The 17644-nt window shown below is 42.6% G+C and carries 12 protein-coding genes; 3 read left to right on the forward strand and 9 right to left on the reverse strand.

Features of this window, described 5'->3' with window-relative positions:
- Positions 1-195: 195 nt before the first annotated feature.
- From DWW52_RS07005 to DWW52_RS07015, 3 genes are all read left to right on the forward strand, one after another.
- Complete coding sequence (locus tag DWW52_RS07005; protein WP_118714745.1) at positions 196-1062, forward strand: pyridoxamine kinase; 867 nt, start codon at positions 196-198, stop codon at positions 1060-1062.
- Between the two features lie 142 nt (positions 1063-1204).
- Entirely contained in the window at positions 1205-2029 is an 825-nt protein-coding gene (locus tag DWW52_RS07010) for an HAD family hydrolase (protein ID WP_118714746.1), read from the forward strand.
- A gap of 2 nt (positions 2030-2031) precedes the next feature.
- Positions 2032-2574, forward strand: coding sequence for an AAA family ATPase (locus DWW52_RS07015; protein ID WP_118714747.1), 543 nt, complete (start codon positions 2032-2034; stop codon positions 2572-2574).
- Between the two features lie 113 nt (positions 2575-2687).
- On the opposite strand, the gene pyrF is transcribed toward DWW52_RS07015, so the two are convergent.
- The 9 genes from pyrF to DWW52_RS07060 form a co-directional block, all read right to left on the reverse strand.
- Complete coding sequence (pyrF, locus tag DWW52_RS07020; RefSeq protein ID WP_118714748.1) at positions 2688-3515, reverse strand: orotidine-5'-phosphate decarboxylase; 828 nt, start codon at positions 3513-3515, stop codon at positions 2688-2690.
- 40 nt (positions 3516-3555) lie between these two features.
- Positions 3556-4641 (reverse strand): peptide chain release factor 1, encoded by a 1086-nt coding sequence (prfA, locus tag DWW52_RS07025; protein WP_118714749.1) that lies wholly within the window; start codon positions 4639-4641, stop codon positions 3556-3558.
- Positions 4642-4997: 356 nt separating this feature from the next.
- Positions 4998-7634, reverse strand: a complete 2637-nt coding sequence (locus DWW52_RS07030) for a zinc-dependent metalloprotease (protein WP_118714750.1) — start codon at positions 7632-7634, stop codon at positions 4998-5000.
- A gap of 101 nt (positions 7635-7735) precedes the next feature.
- A complete protein-coding gene (locus tag DWW52_RS07035; protein WP_118714751.1) occupies positions 7736-8851 on the reverse strand; it encodes a TlpA disulfide reductase family protein in 1116 nt (371 codons plus the stop codon).
- Positions 8852-8876: 25 nt separating this feature from the next.
- The gene (locus DWW52_RS07040) at positions 8877-10136 is read right to left on the reverse strand and encodes a thioredoxin fold domain-containing protein (protein ID WP_118714752.1); all 1260 of its coding nucleotides are present in this window, start codon (positions 10134-10136) and stop codon (positions 8877-8879) included.
- A 32-nt stretch (positions 10137-10168) separates the two neighbouring features.
- Positions 10169-11494, reverse strand: a complete 1326-nt coding sequence (locus DWW52_RS07045; RefSeq protein ID WP_118714753.1) for a thioredoxin family protein — start codon at positions 11492-11494, stop codon at positions 10169-10171.
- A gap of 63 nt (positions 11495-11557) precedes the next feature.
- The gene (locus tag DWW52_RS07050) at positions 11558-12421 is read right to left on the reverse strand and encodes a putative zinc-binding metallopeptidase (RefSeq protein WP_118714754.1); all 864 of its coding nucleotides are present in this window, start codon (positions 12419-12421) and stop codon (positions 11558-11560) included.
- A gap of 19 nt (positions 12422-12440) precedes the next feature.
- Positions 12441-13970, reverse strand: a complete 1530-nt coding sequence (locus DWW52_RS07055; protein ID WP_158582513.1) for a RagB/SusD family nutrient uptake outer membrane protein — start codon at positions 13968-13970, stop codon at positions 12441-12443.
- An 11-nt stretch (positions 13971-13981) separates the two neighbouring features.
- The gene (locus DWW52_RS07060) at positions 13982-17608 is read right to left on the reverse strand and encodes a SusC/RagA family TonB-linked outer membrane protein (RefSeq protein WP_118714756.1); all 3627 of its coding nucleotides are present in this window, start codon (positions 17606-17608) and stop codon (positions 13982-13984) included.
- Positions 17609-17644: the final 36 nt, after the last annotated feature.

A 17644-nucleotide genomic window follows, 5' to 3' on the forward strand; every position in this document is an offset into this window, starting at 1 on the left:
AAAGTCCTGAGTAGCTTACCGGCAGCTAAGCTGCCGTGAACAAAGCGCCCGCAGGGTCAACTGACCTTATAGACTTTATGGACTTTATAAACTTTTGACTCAAAGAGCTGAGCGTTTTGATGCGTTTGCCTCGCTACCCAATGCTTCACTGAAATAAATTTTATTACCTTTGGGCAATAAAGAAAATGATCAACCATGAAGAAAATTGCCGCCATACATGATTTATCCGGCTATGGAAGGGCTTCTCTTACCGTGGCAATCCCCATTCTCACGCACATGGGATTCCAGGTCTGTCCCCTCCCGACCGCAATATTATCCGCTCATAGCGAGTACAAAAATTTCCGTTCGCTGGATTTAACCGATTACATGGAAAGTTTTATCGCACACTGGAAAGAACTGCAACTCAACTTCGACGCCATTTACACGGGGTATCTCGCCTCGGTAAAACAAATGGATATCGTTCTTGATTTCTTTGATTTCTTCAAAAGCGATCACAACTTCATCCTTGTCGACCCGGTACTGGGGGATCACGGGGAACTGTATTCCAGCATGACACCCGAAATGGTCGAGGGCATGCGGAAACTCTGTTCACAAGCCAAGGTCATCACGCCTAACCTCACCGAGGCCGCCTTTCTGCTCGGGCATGATCCCCGACAAAATGTCTCCGTGGAAACCGCTATACACTGGTGTAAACAATTGAGCGAACTGGGACCGGAACACGTGATCATCACTTCCGCTCCGGGAAGTAACGACCAAAACGTGGCTACTCTCGCCTATAACCGCCGGGATCACCGCACCTGGCGAGTGCTATGTGATTATATCCCCGCCTCCTATCCAGGCACGGGGGATGCTTTCGCCAGCGTCATCACGGGTTGCATGCTCAACGGTGACAGTCTCCCCGAAGCTCTCGACCGGGCCGTACATTTCATCAACATGGGTATCAAAGCCACGTTCGGTTACACCCACAACCCACTCGACGGGATGAACCAGGAAAAGGTACTCCATTACCTCAACGAACCGCTCCCGTACTATAAATATGAACTCCTCCAAGACATTTCTTGATTTATGATTTCCGATTCAGTGATTCCTGCCATACAAGGCTGGCTAACGTTTTCATTAATCACGAAATCATTGAATCGGAAATCACGGAATAGAATGGTCTTGTGCGGCTGAAATCTAAAATCTAAAATTTAAAATCTAAAATATGATCAGGGCTATCATCATTGATCTGGACGGAACCACGCTTCCCCGCAACTGGCACAGTATAAGTGAAGCAAACCGAGAAGCATTGGAAAAGGCAGGGAAACAAGGTATTACTCGCATTCTGGCCACGGGACGCTCCGTATTCTCCCTCAACAACACACTTCCCGAAGGTCTTCCCGTGGACTATATGGTTTTCTCCTCCGGTGCCGGTATCATGCGCTGGCACAATAGGGAAATCCTAGTTACGCGGGAACTGTCCCCGGAAGAAACACGGGATATCGCCACGAGCCTCTGGAAGTATGACATCAATTTTACTATACAGCAGCGCATCCCGAACAATCATCATTTCTATTACCGGAACGTCTCCTCTCTCCACGAAGATTTCCGTCGTCGTATCGAGAACTATCCCGGCCTAGGCACTCCTATTCAAGACACGGATGAAATACAAGGCGGCGCCACCCAATTTCTCGTGATCCTGGATGCCCTCCAACTTCAACTCCACGGGGATATCCAGCAGAAGCTATCCGCTTACTCCGTGATCCGTTCCACCTCGCCCATAGACAACCAAGCTATCTGGACGGAAATATTCGCCCCGAACGTGAATAAAGGAACATCCTGCCAAATACTCCTCGATCAACTCGGCATCCGTTATGACGAATGCGCCGGATTAGGAAACGACTACAACGACATCGACTTTCTTGAACGTTGCGGCCACCCGTTCATTGTATCGAACGCTCCCGAATCTCTACGCACCCGGTTTGAAAACGTACCCGCTGATGTTGATAACGGTCTGGCCACCTTCATTCACCGCTCCCTAAACCTGTAACCATGATTTATAAACCTAATTTCTTCGTCATCACCGGAGGTCCCGGGGTCGGGAAAACGACTCTACTGGCAACCCTTGCCCGACAGGGATACCCACACGTTCCCGAGGTCGCGAGAGAAATCATCCGGGAACAAATGGCCCAAAACGGTGATGCGCTTCCCTGGGCAAACATCCCTGCCTATACCCGACTGATGCTCTCCCGTTCCATCGATAGCTTTCAACAACACCAAGTCCACGACGAAATCCTTTTCTTCGACCGGGGCATCCCCGATACCCTCGCTTACGCCCACCTCACCCGTCAACCTGTCACCCCCGAACTAGACCACGCCACTCTCAAATTCCGCTACAACCCGCTCGTTTTCATCCTTCCCCCCTGGCCGGAAATCTATCAAACCGACACCGAACGCAAACAAACTTACCAAGAAGCTGTCGCCACTTACGATATCATGCTAACCACTTACCGGGAACTCGATTACACCCCCGTCATCGTTCCCCAAGGGACTCCCGAAGAACGTGCCGCCTTCGTCGTCCATCAATTATCTTAACATCCCAATCAGACCGCCTAAAAATACGACGGGCAACTTCCCCACTCTCTCCCTCCTTAAAACAAAAAAAGGAAACACAATCGTGTTTCCCTAAAACGATTTAAGCTTCTCTTTTATCTTATCCCTTTTGCCGCTAGCAATTCGGCCATCTGTTGTTGCAACTTCACGGCTTCTTCTCTAGCTCTCACGGCAAAATTCTCGGTCTTGTCGGCAAAAATGATCCCGCGAGAAGAATTCACGATCAGACCACAATGGTCATTCATCCCGTACTTGGCAACCTCTTCCAGGCTACCACCTTGTGCCCCGACTCCCGGAACCAACAAGAAATGATTCGGAACGATCTCCCGGATACCGCTCAACATTTCCGCTTTCGTGGCTCCCACGACGTACATCATGTTCCGGTCATTTCCCCACTCTTGCGATTTACGTAACACTCGCTCGTACAATTTCACCCCGTTCTCCTCGAAAAACTGGAAGTCGAAAGCTCCCTTGTTGGAAGTCAATGCCAACAGAATCACCCATTTCCCCTCGTATTTCAGAAACGGGGTCACGGAATCCTCTCCCATGTACGGGGCCACCGTGATCGAGTCAAAATCCATCGTCTCCAAGAAAGCACGCGCATACATTTCGGAAGTATTCCCGATATCCCCGCGCTTAGCATCGGCAATCAAGAAAATCTCCGGGTACTTTGACTTAATATATTTTACAGTCTTCTCCAACGTGATCCAACCGGCAACCCCGTTACTCTCGTAGAACGCGATATTCGGCTTATACGCGATCGCCACGTCTGCCGTGGCATCCACGATCGCCTTATTAAACTCGAACACGGGATCTTCGGTCCCCATTAAATGTTGCGGAAGTTTCTTGATATCAGAATCCAATCCCACACAAAGGAAAGACTTTTTCTTTTTTACCTGTTCAAATAGCTCGTTATAAGTCATAGCCTTAAACTTTTATCTTTTAATTTTATCTTTTATCTCCCTAGAACCCGCTCTCCTTCAACTTCTCGGTGTTCTCCTCGATCTGCAGTTTCTCGATGATCTCGCCAATTTCACCGTCCATAACAGCCGCCAGATTATACAGCGTCAAGTTAATCCGGTGATCGGTTACACGTCCTTGCGGGTAATTATAAGTACGAATCTTGGCTGAACGATCACCCGTGGAAACCATGGTCTTCCGCTGGGAAGCAATCTCGTCCAGATACTTCTGGTGTTCTATCGCGTAAATACGAGATCTCAACTCGGTCATCGCCTTGGCCAAATTCTTTATTTGAGACTTCTCGTCCTGACAAGTCACCACGATACCCGTGGGGATGTGCGTCAACCGGATAGCCGAATAAGTCGTGTTCACAGACTGTCCGCCGGGACCGGAAGAACAATAGGTATCTTTCCGTATATCCGCGGGATTCAACACCACGTCGAACTCTTCTGCCTCGGGCAACACGGCCACGGTTGCCGCAGATGTATGCACGCGTCCTTGCGTTTCGGTAGCCGGAACCCGTTGCACCCGGTGTACTCCCGATTCATATTTCATGATTCCGTACACGCCGTCACCTGATATGTTCGCCACGATCTCCTTGTATCCTCCCGAAGTTCCCTCGCTATAATTGGTAATCTCCATTTTCCAGCGTTTTGACTCGCAGAACTTGGTATACATACGGAACAAATCCCCGGCGAAGAGACTGGCCTCATCTCCCCCGGTTCCCGCCCGGATTTCAAGGATCACGTTCTTCGAATCCTCTGGATCTGCCGGAACCAACAACATCTTTACCTTCGACTCCAACTCGGGAATTTTAGTCTCCAACTCCTCGATCTCCATCTCGGCCATCTCTCTCAACTCTTTGTCCGTCTCCGTATCCAATATCTCTTGTGCCTCATCATAAGATTTCACCGCACTCTTCAACTCGTCTCCTGCCTCCACGACCTGTTCAAGGTCACGATATTCCTTGTTCAACTTCACAAAACGATTCATGTCCTGTATCACTTCCGGGTCGGTAATCAACTGCCCGATCTCCCGAAAACGAATATAAAATGTCTCTAATTTCTCTAAAAGGGAATTGTCGCTCATATAAATATCTAATTATAATCAGCGCGAATTTAATAAATTATCAGCAGCTTTCAAAAGTAATATTTTGAAGACGGTCACGAATCAAACCCAAAAAGGACATCACCCTAACATCACCTCCATTCCAACCACACTACACGAACACTTGATAAGCGTTGTTGTACCGGAGGTATACTGGACGTACACCGGAGATGTATCCCGTAATCCACCTGACTTCACCCCATTCACGACGGGAAAACCACATCACTCCTGTTCCAACGAATCCCCACGTTTCTCGTATAAAAATAGGGTAGCCCCGACGAGACTACCCCTAATCAATTTCAGATACTTACTCTGAACACAAAACTAGAAAACATCTACTACAATTTATCTTTCAAAGCATTATTCAATTTTATCAACAAGGATTGATAGTGAACCTTCGCACTACCCGTTGTCCCAGCAATCCGGCTCTTCAACAAATTGCGTGATTTCACGGCCATATCCTGCAAGTAAGCTTTAGAATCATCAATAGAGCCCACGTTCACGGCTCTTTGCCAACCGTAGCCCGGAGTTCCGAATTGATCTTTCACCATGTGCGAAGCCACATAACCACGACCATACTCGGCATCAACCATACGGAACTGCTCGGCAAAACGAGCGATCAAACCACTCTCATCCAGGTTGTAAGCCACAATCTCATCTACCGAAGGCGCAAACCCGAAAGGAGAAGCGGCTTTCTTGCCAGCCCCATCGTTCAAAGACTCGCAAACCATATCTACCATGGCTTTCTGTAAAATCTTATCTCCCTCGGTCAAAGCCTTACCTTGCAACAAACTGTTCCACGTTCCATTATAAAGATCTGTCATAAACTCGTTAATCGAATAAGGAGAAGCAGCCACGTGAGAAGAAAGAATCACGTTACTAACCAACCCCTGCAAATCTTTAGCAACCCGCTCCCGCACGATAGCACTTCCATCCACGCTCAACGGGAAATGTTGCTTCAATTCGGCATTATTCAACCAGTCCATAGACTTGTATTGTTTCAATATCCACGCCATAGAAGCTTTCTGACGGGCTTTCGGCACGGCCTCGTAACGCTTGCCGGGAGTTCCTTCTTTCACCTCGGTCAGGTAAATACCACCGACATTATACATCACGTTACGCAAATACCGGTAATACTGATTCATGATCTGCCCGTACAATGTTTGACGATGCGAATAGTTCGGATCATCATTAATCCATTCTTTCAGATTAGAAAGAATATATTTCAAGTTTTTCACGCCATAATCACTCGCTTTCACCGGGTCATCCCCCAAATCTTCCTCGATAGCACTCGGATCGTAACGTACCTGAATCTGCTGTCTTCCGTAACGATAAATCGGATCTCCGGCTTTCTCGTCTACCCATTTTTCCACAATCGCCTGCTCATCCCATTCATCCTTCACGTCCGGAACATACTGGTAATTCCACTTGATCAGGAATTCATCGTAAACTCCCAAGTTCGGGGGAGTCAATTTCACCCCTTTATCACCGGGTTGCGCCACGTAATTGAAACGCGCATAATCCATGATACAAGGCGTCGTCCCGTATTTTTGGGTAAATGAAGCGGAACGTAAAGAATCTACCGGGAAAGCCGCGGAAGAAGCCATATTATGCATGAATCCCAAGCAGTGTCCCACTTCATGTGCTACCACGTAAACCAAAGAAGCTTTCACCACGTCATCCGGTAACTTTTTCCCTCTCACGGAAGGGTCGAGCTGTGCGGTTTGCACGAAACGCCAGTTATTAATCAATTGTATGATATTCCCGTACACCAGCACGGAAGCGTTGATAATCTCGCCCGTTGTCGGGTCAGTCCAGGACGGTCCCATGGCATTCGCCGTGGAATTCGGCACGTAACGGATACAAGAGTATTTCAAGTTATCCGGGTCAAAATCAGGATCGTCTTTCGGAAAATCTTTCGCCACCATCACGTTCTTGAAACCGATCTTCTCGAAAGCCGCATTCCAAGTCGTTACCGCCTGACGAATCGGTTCCTTCCACAATTCCGGGAAAGCGTCATCCACATAAAACACAATCTGCTTCACGGGCTCAACCAACTCTCCCCGCTTATACGCTTCCACATCCTTCGGCTCCAACCTCCAACGATGAGCCACGGAATAACTCCCGATCTCGTCCTCTTTCGTGATAGACAAACGGGTTTTGGAACTATTGAATATACCTACACGGGAATCGGAAATACGAGGACGCATCTTATCTTCCGGCAAAAGCAGGATAGAACGGGTCACAGTAGCCGTGAAAGGATAATCATCCATCAACTTCATCATCCCCATAACACTCAGAGACACCCCGTAAGACATCACGGTCTTCACACTCAAGTTGTCGTCAAAAGCCTTAATTTCGTCCAAGTAAGAACCATCCTTCTTGAAAGAAGAAGAGATCTTCACCATCCCGCCCATCATGGCATCCGCGAAGAACCCCAGATCCTTCACGTTCGTCGCAAACAACGTGGTCATATCAATCACCACTGCCGTACTATCCGGGGTATACGCCTTCACGTCATACGAGTATACAATCGGGTCCCCGTACGCGTTGCTCATGGCCTTCTGCAAATTATCCGTCGTCACCGAAGTTGACACGTAACGCAAATACACGGAACTATCCCGCTTCGTGAATTTCATGTGCAATGGAGCATTTGCCTTATAACCTATATCACAAAACTCCGGAGAAGTCACGTTCGTCACGGTTGATGCCAGTAATATCTCCCGATTCATATATTTCAGAGGGATTTCAAAATACAATTTATCTCCCACTTTATGCAAGGTTATAAAGTTACTTTTAGCTGTAACTACATTTTTCCCTTTAAACAATTTCTCGTAGGAACTCACTTTCTTAGGAGCAGGCACGGTTGCCGTGGGTGTACCTTTTTTCTTCTTCTTTTTATTCGCCGCATACAGGTCTGACGACAACGGCATGGCAATAATCATCGCCATCAATACAATCATCCATTTTTTCATACAAACTAATTTAGTTAATCAACGTTTCGCGTAAACGAAACACGTTTTCTTTTAATTAATAGACTAAAAAACCCCGATCGGTTGACAAGAAAAAGCACTTTTCAATTAAAAAATGATGCCACCTTTTCCTTCAACGCTTCACCCCGCAAGTCCATGGCCACGATTCGACCTTCTTTATCCAACAAATACATCTTTGGAATCCCGGTCACGTTATAACGCTTGGCCACCGGGCATTCCCAACCTTTTAAAGAAGAGACATGCACCCACGGCAAATTATGTTTCTCGATCGCGTTCACCCACGCCTCTCTCTTGTCGTCCAACGACACACCATACACCTCGAAGCCTTTATCCTTGTATTCCTCGTAAATAGCTTTCACATTCGGCACTTCAGCTAAACACGGTCCACACCAAGAAGCCCAAAAATCCAACAACACGTATTTTCCCCTCAAAGACGAAAGTTTTACCTGTTTCCCGTCCGGAGCCGCCAGATCAATATCGGGAGCAATACCACCCACGTTGATAAAGCGCAACTTCTCGATCTTATCTTTCAACAACTGCCCGGGATAAGAAGCTTTCACTTCCGGGGTCAATTGCCCGTAATAACGCTCCACGTCCTCGAACGGGTATTCCTTGGCAATAAAATCACCGATCACGTAGGTAATAGCCATCCGGTTCGCATTCGAGTCGATGAAATTTTTGATACTCTTGTCTACCTCTCTCTTCAACATCTCCATAGCCTTCCAGGTAGAATCTAATTTCACGGAATCGTCCTTCACCTGCACCATGGCAAACATCCCTCCCAAACTGATAAGATTCTTACTCATTTCAAGTTGTTTCCCCATTTTCAAGACCTCTTGTTCCGGACTCCCAGCAAGTTTAAGATCATACGCATCCAATTTTTTACCCTCTTTACTAACAAGCCGGGTTGCCGTCACTTGCATAGGGACTTCATCCAGCAAAAGAACTTGTTCATTTTTACCAAGGGTTAACACCCGCTTATCCACTTGCTGGATTTTCCCAGAAAGAACAAAAGCCCCGTTTTTCACCACCACGGAATCCTCCACAAGGAACTTTTTATCCCCGATCTCTTTCTTTAAATACACCATCATCCCGTCCCCGTCTTCAACCGTTCCCGAAATCTTGTACGTTTCCCCGCTATTGCAAGAAACTGCCAGCATCAGTATAACGCACAAACCAAAACATACATTCTTTATCATATCTTTCTAGTTTAAAATTTAAACATCATTTTTCGTCCTTCTCTCCCAAATTAAAAAACTTTGCCATTTCAGCTTTTTTCTCCTTTTCCAACTGCTCGAATTTTTCCTTTGCTTCCGCTGCTTTTACTTTCTGCCCCAATTTCTCGTACGTGAGAGCAATCACGTCATAATAATTCTGTGTAATCAACTTACTTTTAGCCAGACTCTCTTGATCCTGTAACGCGATCAATGTTTTTAAGCAATCGTTCAGGATCTTTTTATCCCGAACATGACAGACAATGTACCTGTAAGTCGCACTTCGAAAAGCACTTTCGTAGTTGAGGATATTTAACTGATCCGCAAAATTCAGCATATTATACATCCCCAAAGCATCCCCTTTCAACCGATAATCATTAATCGTCAATTTACACAATAAGGTAGGGAAACGTTTCACCGTATTCTTTTCCAACATCTCCCGAAGCCGCGTTTCCCGATCGGCCATCATCTTCAACGTGTCGGGATTTGTAGTACGATTTGTCACCTCGATAATCTCCTTCACGGCATTACTCATCCCGCCCTCCAATTGACTTTCCAATCTATAACGATCCACATCCAACCGGTATTGAAATTTCTCGATATGATCAAAAACATAACGATAAGCTTCAGAATAAGGATCAACGACATATCTCCCAACCAGCGTCCACATATCCCGATCCTGTAATTTTTCCACCGGAATAATTTTCAAATAATCCGTCAGGATATTTCTGATCTCATCCTTCTTAAACGCTCCGTTCAACGCGGCCACGTAATCCCGTATCGTCTCGAAATCCCTCGCCCCACTTTCATACTTTTTCTGCATCGCCGCGAGAGTCTTCCCTTCCAACCCTGCCTTCATCCCGGCGATTAATTCATCCGCCTTATGATAACCGGCCATCTGATGTACCACGTTTCCGTTCTGATCAATTAACAACAACGTCGGGAAACCGATAATATACTCCTTGTATTTCTCTCGTAGCATCTTGCCATCCCCTTTCTCCATATCGTACTTCGCGTTCACGAAATTAGCATTAAAGAAATCCCCCACCTTCTTCTGCGGGAAAATATCTTTCGCCAACCCCTTACACGGTCCACACCACACGGTGTAACAATCCATAAATATCAACCGATTCTGTTCTTTTGCCTTTTGCAGCACCTCACTCCAAGGTTGATTCTCCATGAACACGATTCCCTCTTGTCCTTCATTTTGGGCAAAAACAGAAATCCCCATTCCTGTCAATAACAGGATAAAAAACAATTTTATTTTCATACAAGTAACTATTTACAATACGTATAACTTCCTTATTTTGATTTCAAGCCGATCTTCGCGTAAAGATTTTCGATTGCCTGTTTGTACTCTTCATCTATCTGAGCCTTTACCTTCTCGTCTTTGAACAACCCTTTCATATCGACAAGACGTAATTTATAACGTTCATCATATTTTTTCGCGTACTCCTCGCTTTTCTTTTTATCTCCCAAACGATAATACCCGATAGCTAAAATATCATACGCATTCTCCGTGAAAAGATTAACCTTTCCGTTACTTCTTTCATCAGCCTGATCCTGTTTTTGTTGCATCATCGCCAAGTATTTCTTGATAATATCTTTTTGAGTCTTACGATCTGCAAACTCGATCATGTATTTATACATATCCGGACGGAATGAATACTCATCTCTCGTTGCCTGCAATACTTTATCAGCCTCAAGTATGGCATCCAAAGCCATGATATCCCCTTTCATCCTCACGTCATTAATCGCGAGCTTCGCGTTCAACTCATTAAACCCTTTCACGTTAGCCCCTTGTAACATTTTCTTCAACGTTTCCCCTCTCTCCCGCATCAATAGCAACGTATCCGCATCCGTATTTTTAAGAGTCGTGTTGACGATATCCCGAACGGCATCCGACATTGCTCTCAGTAATCGAGATTCAACATCATACCGATTCACATTGAGTTTACGCTGGTAAGTATCCAGATTCTTCATCACATATTCATATTGTGGCGCATAAACATTATTCAAATAAGGTAAATACATTTCCAGCAACTCCTTGTTTTTCAACGAATCCAACGGCATCGACTCAATATATCCCCTTATAACTCTCTCTTTCGTATCCTGATCATAAGCCACATCAAGCGCTTTACAATAATCCTTTATCAACCCCAACGAACGCTCGCCCGCATTGTACCGCTTTTGAAAAACAGCGAGAGTCTTACCGTCCAACCCGTCTTGTAAAGCAGCAATCAGAGCGTCCGGCTCCGTGTATCCAACCACTTTATGAATAATACTCTCGTCAGCCGGATTAATAACCAGCATCGTCGGGAACCCCGGAATATCACTCTTGTATTTCTTATACAATTCTATTCCCTCCCCCTTTTCCATGTCATACTTACAACATACAAAATTGGAATTCAAAAAATCACCTACCTTTTTCTGAGGAAACACATTTTGAGCCAAACCTTTACATGGTCCACACCAAGAGGTGTAGCAATCCATAAAAATCATTCTTTTCTCTTCCTGCGCTTTCTTCAACACGTTACTCCATCTCTCTCCATCAAGAAATTTAGTTCCTTGTCCAAAAGCACAGCAAGCAAACGTTACAAACACACAAACAAATAATAATTTTTTCATACCATTATCTTTATCAATTTTATCTTATGGAGAGACAGGAAAATCAGTCTCCCCATAAGATTCTTATTCCTGAGCTTCAGGCAACGTTACACCAAAATTCTCTAGAAAATACTCTTTTACAAGTTCAACCTTTTTCTTCACATTTGCATTTTTCGCATAATAAGTCTCCTTCTCAGAAGGTTTCTTAAAAGCAATAAAGGCCACATAATCTCCAAAATCCTGAGCATAACTTGTCGTATACATATTACGTCCATTAGAATTATATTTCCCTCTTCTACCAAATTTCAATATTGCATATTTCCCTACCATATCTGTCGTTGCAGCCACATATTGGTAAGTTATAACAGTCCCACTACTTAAAACCGAACTTGGATTATACCCATCATCACTAATGATAGCAAAATCAGTTGGATAAGGCCAAACTGCAAGCATTCTCTCGACAAATATCGAAACCCAAGCATCCCGTAACTCATCTTTATCCAATTCGTCAAATTGTTTTCCTACCCGTCCAATAATTAACTTACTATTTACCGCATGGGCATTCCAATCACTATACAGTCCCATTAAAGTATCCGTCAAATAAATATTTAATGGCACATATTTCTGGCAAAAATCTTTTGGAAAAACAGAAAGGACTTTTTCCTCTATAAAATCCAATACATCAACAATTTTATCCGTTTTAGCCGGCGAATAAGAAGGTGTCGTAAAATGCGTGGACCAATCATAAGTAAATTCTTCTTCTGTAAATTCATAATGAACAAAGCATCCGTAATTCTCGTACATTTTCTTTATTTTTGAATCAACAGGAGTCTTATCAGTCAACTCGGGTTGAGCTGGAACATCTAGTTTTATATCAGAATCATCATTATCCACACAAGATACAGATATAAAACACAACAACATAAAAATAAATATATTTTTTTTCATATCACTCTATTTTTATTCGTTATTCAGGAAGCCTTATCGGGCGAGCATTATTTAATGTCGAATTAAATTCTCTTTCCAACTGCGGGAAATTAATCACATAGGCTGGGTCTTTTTCTTTCAACTTATACACTTCCCCACCTACCCATGCATGAGAAAGAGCAGGTTGTCCGGTTCTGCGTAAATCCCACCACCGATGGTGTTCTTCAAAACAAAGTTCTCTTCTGCGCTCTTCCCACACGAATTTAATTAACGCATCCGTCGAAGCAAAATCACCACTATTCAAGTCCGTATAAGGTTTTATTCTATGAGAACGTAGTGTATTCAAATAACCTAACACTTTACCTATTTCCGGATTCTCTTTACGGGCGTAAGCCTCTGCAAGAGAAATATACACCTCTCCCGTTCTGAAACTACTCTGATAATCCTCTCCTACAATATTATAATGATCATACTTTATGGGGATATACGGAGAATACCCCGCAGAAGGAGCAATTATCCAATACGAAAAACGTTTATCTCCTTCAATAACATTTCCTGCTTCTGTTTCAACAATTTGATAGTCAAACATAGAAACAATAGAATTAGATGCTGCAGAAGATATACTTATACAATCTCCTGACAAAAGCCCTCCAACATTAAAAACATCATAATGTGATTCCTTCTCTCCGTTATCATACAACCATATAATCTCCGAATTATTTGCCGGATAAATAAACTTATCCTGGAAATTAGACGAGGATGGAGAAGATGTCCCCGTTGATACCGGTTTATTAGTGATATCATACAAGGAACTATTAATTTCTAAAGCTTTTTCTCCATACTCTATGGCCAAGTCAAAATCTTCCATGAACAAGGCTACCCGCATTCCTAATATTAAAGCCGCACCATAATTAATTTCATATATACTGGAAATGTTAGCTTTTTCTAACGAACTTACAGCTTCTTCAACATCTAACTTTATCCTAGTCCATACGTCCTCAATTGTAGCCCGTGGAAACCTTTCCATTGTCGGGGTCGGATCCAAAACTAAAGGAACACAAGGATCTGTTAATTGTGCCTCATTATACGCCTGTGCATAGAAATTAGCTAACAAAAAATATCCAAAAGCACGAGTAAAATGAGCCTGCCCCCTAAGAATCTTTTTCTCGGTCTCTGTTCCTTCCATTTCGTCCAATGCACTTATACAAGTATTCGCCACCAAGACTTGTTTATAAAGATACTGGTAACACCGATCTGTCATCACATCATTTTCAATTTCAGTTTCCCATTTATAAGAATCACCGTAACTTTCAAAATTAGAATCACCAAATCCTCCCCACGAGCCTCCCGCAATAGCGTCAAAATATTCGACATCATCAGTCATATACAATGCGAAAACACTTTTAGCCAAGAATTCTTTAAAATACCCTTCTCCTTGTAGTAGTTCTTTATAATGTTCCACCGTTTTAGGAACAATCAAATCTTGAGAAGTCATCTCTAGAAAGTCATCACAACTAATTACCGTTACCATCAGAATGACTACTAAAATATATTTACATATCGCTTTCATCATATTTTCTTTTAAAATGTTACATTTAATCCTAAAGAATAAGTTCTTGGAATAGGAGTATTGGAATCTCCCGACTCGGGATCACGTCCACGCCATTCTTTGGCTGCAATCAAGAACAGATTGGTTGCTTGAAAATTAAAAGAAATATCCTGTATCTTTATTTTTTCCAAAATTTTAGTCGGTATACGATATAACAGACTAAGATTTCTTAAACGAATATTATCCGTTCTAGCCACCCGAACATCTGTCTTGTCGTACAATTGAGTTCCATAATAAACAGACCCACGACCATCTAATGCACTCTTCTGATTCAGTTGATTATAGGTTCTACTATCATAAAGAGCCGGGAATATCGTGGAATTCTCGTCACCCGCTTCTCTCCAACGATGTTTTAATTCCTTTGTAACATTAATCAACGGGTCAAATATCTTGTAATATTCCTGTCGGTAAATATTAGGCAAACGTTTATGAGCACCAAGAGCGTAAGTAAATCCCAAATCTATCCGAAAATTCTTATATCGGAAATTAAGTCCCAGACTACCGCTAGTTGTCGGATCAAAACGCCCTGATTTCACCAAATCTATCTCCTCTTCATAAAGAGCATAATGAGGATACTTAACACCATCTACTTCTAAATAATTTTTACCCTCTTTATCATAGAATGTCGGATACCCTGTTTCTCCATTTAAACCCGCAAAGCGATAAGAATAAAACGTTCCCATAGGTTTACCCTCTATCAAGGCTGTACCATTCAGCATTTCCGAATTTGTAATATCGCTATCACTATTAGCCGATACAAGTTCATTCTTGTTATAGGAATAAACAAAATTCACACTAAACGCATAATCAATCGTACGTATGGGATAAAATCTAAACGTTAATTCGCAACCACTATTATCAATCCTTCCGCCATTTATTTTAACAGCATCCAAACCCATTGATTGAGAAACTTTTTTACTCATAATCATATCCTCACCTTTCTTATAATAGTAATTGAATTCACCTTGAATTCTATCTTTCAGTAAAGCAATTTCCAACCCTAGATTATAAGATGTTGTTTTTTCCCAACGTAAATCATTGTTAGGTAAATATTCAAAAAATGATTCATTCAGACGAGTCACGTTATTTAATGCCCCGATTTGAATAACTAATTCTGGAGAAGTTCCCTTATCAATATTTCCTTGGATTCCATAAGATGCTTTCAAGGCTAATAATGAAATTATATTACTACCTTTCACAAATGGTTCTTCAGTCAACGTGTATCGCCCGGCAATTGACCAAATAGGTAAGAATCTATATTTGGGATTCTCTCCAAATTTGTTGGAACCATCCATTCGAATATTTCCGTTTAAAGTAACCTTTTCACGCCATGTATAGGCCAGAGTTCCTGCCCATGATACATAATTAGTCAAATTATCCGAGATACGCGGCCGTAGATTCGCCAGTTCTTCAATATACGCAGAAGTCAACATCGGTGTAAGAGTCTGGCCCCGTTCCGGCATCCAACCGTAATATGTTCCACTAAAACCATTCTGTTTCACTCCTCTGATTTCTGAAAGAACAGATGCAGTAATCTCATGATCCCCCCAATGTCCGGCATATCCGATCGTATTACGAACCGTATATGTAACCTGTTCTGTTTCCGACTTATCAATAATTCCACCAACCGGGATTACGCTATTATCTTCTGTCAATGAGTTAGGTTCTATACTTCCGATATTATATTTACGTTTTAAACCTACATAATTTGAAGCTTCTTTAGCATATGAATTCTGTTTAGATTGCTGGTAAGAATATGAACCCAGAAAATCATATCTAAAACCATATTTCATTCTCCATTGAAGATTAAATTGACCTGTTATACCCGCAACCCTTCCGGCAGACCCCGTCTGTCCTAACTCATGCACTATATTATACAGCATTTCCTCTTTAGGAGCCTGACTACTTGCTATTTGCCCCTTCTGTCTTGTTTCATAATAAAACAAAGACCCATCTTCGTTATAACACGGTATTGTGCGGGAAGTTTCATAAGCATATTGATTAGGATTTACAGAACTATGAAAACCGTCGTTGTCCGTAACATTCCCATTTAAACTTACCCCGATAAAAAGCTGGTCACTTAACCAAGAATTTATCTTCATCATCGTTGTATAACGTTTACTTACGCTTCCTTTAGCAGTTCCGAAATTCTGGTCAAAACCTATTGAGGCATAATACCGGGTATCCTTAGACCCACCATTCACACTCAATGTGTGATTATGACTCAAAACATTTCTAAACAATATATCATACCAATCCGTATTACGCTTTGCCATTCGTTGCGTTTCAAGAGAAAAATCCTCATAAGACATTTTACGATTCATATAGTCCATATACAAACCCTCATATCCCAAAGAAACAGGGACACGTCCGTATTCCAAAGAATTTGCAATAATATCCTGAGAAAGCTGAATTCTTTCTGCCGCATTCATCAAGTAAAAATCTCCATAAGAAGGTCGTTGATTAAAGGTCATTGAAGCATTGTAATTTAATTGTGCTTTACCTTCTTTTCCTTGTTTCGTGGTCAACACAATCACGCCATTCGCAGCCTGTACTCCATATATTGCAGTTGCAGAAGCATCCTTCAACACAGTTATCGTCTCTATATCCCGGGGATTAATACCGGCAATGGCATTACCTATCAAGTAAGCCGCATCATCCCCATTAATTTGAGAATAATCTACATTTACCGGATCCTCCAAAATAACCCCATCTAAAACCCAAACGGGCGCTTTAGAAGAAGTAATTGAAGATATACCACGGATACGAATTTTAGGCGTTGCACTAGGTTCTCCCGATGTCTGTACAATTGTCATCCCCGGGATCTGCCCTATCAGCATTTGGTCTATTGACGATTTTGAATTCAGCATCACATCATCAGCCTTTATCTGACTAACAGCACTTGCCGTTTCTCTACGAGATAACGTCGTATACCCGGTCACAACAACTTCATCCATCTCTAATAAATCTTCTTCCATCGTGATAAACCACGTTCCCGTTTTGGGACGACTCTTGAACGCCACTGTTTTAGTTTTCATACCGACGAAAGAAAAAATAAATTCAACATTCGCCGTTGTATCAGGAACCATTATAAAAAATGTACCATCAACACCAGTCGTAACACCTGTAGATGTACCCTTTAATAACACCGTCACCCCCGGTATCGGTTTTTTATTCTGGTCAATAACCTTTCCGGATGTTATTGTTGATTTCGAATCTTTCGATCCTACCTGCAACAATTTCGGAGAGATCACCACAATTTGTTCCTCTATCATATACCACAATTGAGTTCCCTTAAGACATTCAGCCAATACATCTTTCAGATCTTTATTATTGATATTCAAAGACACTTTCCCAATATGCTCTATTTCATTATTACTATACACAAATTCATATCCGGTAAGCTTTGTTATCTCCTTAAAGACTTCCTTAAGAGTTACATTTTTCATATCCAGACTCACTCGCACCTGCGAAAAAGTGTTTGCAGATACAGTGGACAGTCCCATAATCAAAATACAAATAAAGACTTTCATAATTCGAAACATTTTCAGCATGACATTAGATCCCCATCCTATGTCAAAATCTCGATTTTTTTCCATAGATTTGTACAGTTTTAATTATTAATAATTTGCCAT

Source organism: Odoribacter sp. AF15-53 (genome assembly GCF_003479425.1).
GTDB lineage: Bacteria > Bacteroidota > Bacteroidia > Bacteroidales > Marinifilaceae > Butyricimonas.